At 69.9% G+C, this 2496-nt stretch carries 2 protein-coding genes; both read left to right on the top strand.

The window, feature by feature from the left end:
* A partial coding sequence (locus VFE82_RS03115) for a methyl-accepting chemotaxis protein (RefSeq protein ID WP_324998782.1) occupies positions 1-825 on the top strand: 825 nt, incomplete at its 5' end.
* 639 nt (positions 826-1464) lie between these two features.
* On the top strand, positions 1465-2496 hold a 1032-nt coding region (locus tag VFE82_RS03110), incomplete at its 3' end, for an MCP four helix bundle domain-containing protein (RefSeq protein ID WP_324998781.1).

Genomic DNA, 2496 nt, shown 5'->3' with positions numbered 1-2496 from the left:
CTGCAGCAGACCGCCGCCTCGATGAAGCAGCTGGCCTCCACCGTCAAGCAGAACGCCGACAACGCCCAGCAGGGCAACGAGCTGGCCCTGGCCGCCTCCACCGTGGCCGTGCGCGGCGGCGAAGTGGTCGGCCAAGTCGTGGAGACCATGAAGGGCATCAATGACTCCAGCCGCAAGATCGCCGACATCATCTCGGTGATCGATGGCATCGCCTTCCAGACCAACATCCTGGCGCTCAACGCCGCGGTGGAAGCGGCGCGGGCCGGCGAACAGGGCCGCGGCTTCGCGGTGGTGGCCGGCGAGGTGCGCACGCTGGCCCAGCGCAGCGCCGACGCGGCCAAGGAGATCAAGGGCCTGATCACCGCCAGCGTCGAGCGCGTCGAGCAGGGCAGCGCCCTGGTGGACCAGGCCGGCGCCACGATGGACGAGGTCGTGGCCTCGATCCGCCGCGTGACCGAGCTGATGGGCGAGATCAGTGCGGCCAGCCGCGAGCAGAGCGCCGGCGTGGCGCAGATCGACGATGCGGTCAACCAGATGGACCAAGCCACGCAGCAGAACGCTGCGCTGGTCGAGGAGAGCGCCGCCGCCGCCGACAGCCTCAAGACCCAGGCACAGCAGCTGGTGGGCGCCGTCGCCGTGTTCAAGATCGACGGCCATGAAGCCTCCAACGCGCCCGCGCTGGGCATGGCATCCACGAGGGCCGCGCGCACCGCCGTGCGCCCCACCCTGCCGCGCAAGCCCCTGGGCGGCACCGGCAAGCCGGCCAGCGCGCCGGCGGCCGAACTGCCCCGCCGCACCGGCACCGACGACTGGCAGACCTTCTGACGCCCACGCCGGCCAGTGCCGGCTGGTGGTTGCCGAGGCGCCCCGCGGGGCGCCTTGTCGTTTGGTGGGCGGCAGGCACCTCGCTGCGCAGAACCAGCCGGCGGCCGATCCTGCCGCCGCCCACAGCGCTTGCCAGCGTTTCCGATGCCTGCAACGCGGCCGCTCTGCCGCGTGCGTCACGGCAGGCCCGGGCGGCACTCCCTGCCGGTGCTGCCGCGAGCCTGTCAGGCGGCGGTCAGTCTTCGGAAATCGGCGGATTCATCCCAATTGATTACACGGCTGTCGGCCGCACGAACTTTTAACCTGACGGCACGGCTTGACAGCCGGAGCCCGCGCGAAGTCCCTCGCGCGGCTGGCGCGGACGCACAGGCACGTCACGCGCCCCCTGCAAGGCCTGAACAACGACAAGAACCATGCTCCTCTGTGCAACCGACGGGCCCGCGCGACACCGGGCCACCAGCCCTCCCCGACCCGGCCGCGAAATTCGTGCGGTTCTTGATCTCGATCAAGTCCCGGGCCTCCACTTCCACGCGACCGCGTCGAAGACAGCCTCAACCGGCACCGCAGAGCGCCGGCACTTCCTCCCGATCCACCCCCTTCGCACGAATTGAAGGAGCTCCCATGCAATCGAATCCATCCATGAAGCTCAGCACCCGGCTGGGCCTCGCCTTCGCAGCGATGGTGCTGCTCACGCTGCTGGTGGCCGGTGTCGCCGCCAGCCGGCTTGCGGCCGTCAACGAGGCGGCGCAGGACCTCGCCACCAATTGGCTGCCCAGCATCAAGGTGCTGGGTGAAATCCGCACCGTGGCCAACCAGATCCGCCGCGCCGAAGCGGACCACGTCCTCTCCACCGACGAAGCCGAGATGATCGGCATGGAAAAGCGTCTGGAGGAGCTGCGTGCGTCGCTGTCCGATCGCGCGAAAGCCTACGAGCCGCTGATCACGGAGGCGGACGAAAAGGCCGGCTTTGTCGAATTCAACAAGCAGCGCGACGCCTGGATTGCCGTGCAGGCCAAACTGCTCGCCACCTCGCGCGGTGGCGAGAAGACCGCCGAGCAGACGCGCGCGCTCTTCCGCGGCGAGTCGCGCGCCACCTTCAACGCGATGGTGGGCGAACTTGGCAAGCTGGTCGCGATCAACGACAAGGGCTCGAAGGCATCGGCCACGCACGCGGCGCAGACCTATGCGTCCGCCAAGGGATGGCTGTTCACGATCGCCGGCCTGGCCACGGTCGTCGCCGGCCTGCTCGCGACGCTGATCGTGCGCGGCGTCACCCGCCAGCTCGGCGGCGAACCGGGCGATGCCGCCGAACTGGCCCGCCGCGTCGCCGACGGTGACCTGAGCGCCCCGATCACGGTGCGCGACGGCGACAACGCCAGCCTGCTCGCCGCGCTCAAGCGCATGCAGGACAGCCTGTCGTCCATCGTCAACGGCGTGCGCCAGAACGCCGACTCGGTGGCCACGGCCTCGGGCCAGATCTCGCAGGGCAACAGCGACCTGTCCAGCCGCACCGAAGAACAGGCTTCGGCGCTGCAGCAGACCGCCGCCTCGATGAAGCAGCTGGCCTCCACCGTCAAGCAGAACGCCGACAACGCCCAGCAGGGCAACGAGCTGGCCCTGGCCGCCTCCACCGTGGCCGTGCGCGGCGGCGAAGTGGTCGGCCAAGTCGTG

The organism is Ramlibacter sp. (assembly GCF_035655895.1).
Lineage (GTDB): Bacteria > Pseudomonadota > Gammaproteobacteria > Burkholderiales > Burkholderiaceae_C > Ramlibacter.
Note: the sequence above shows the minus strand (reverse complement) of the source record. Positions and strands in the feature narration are given on the sequence as shown.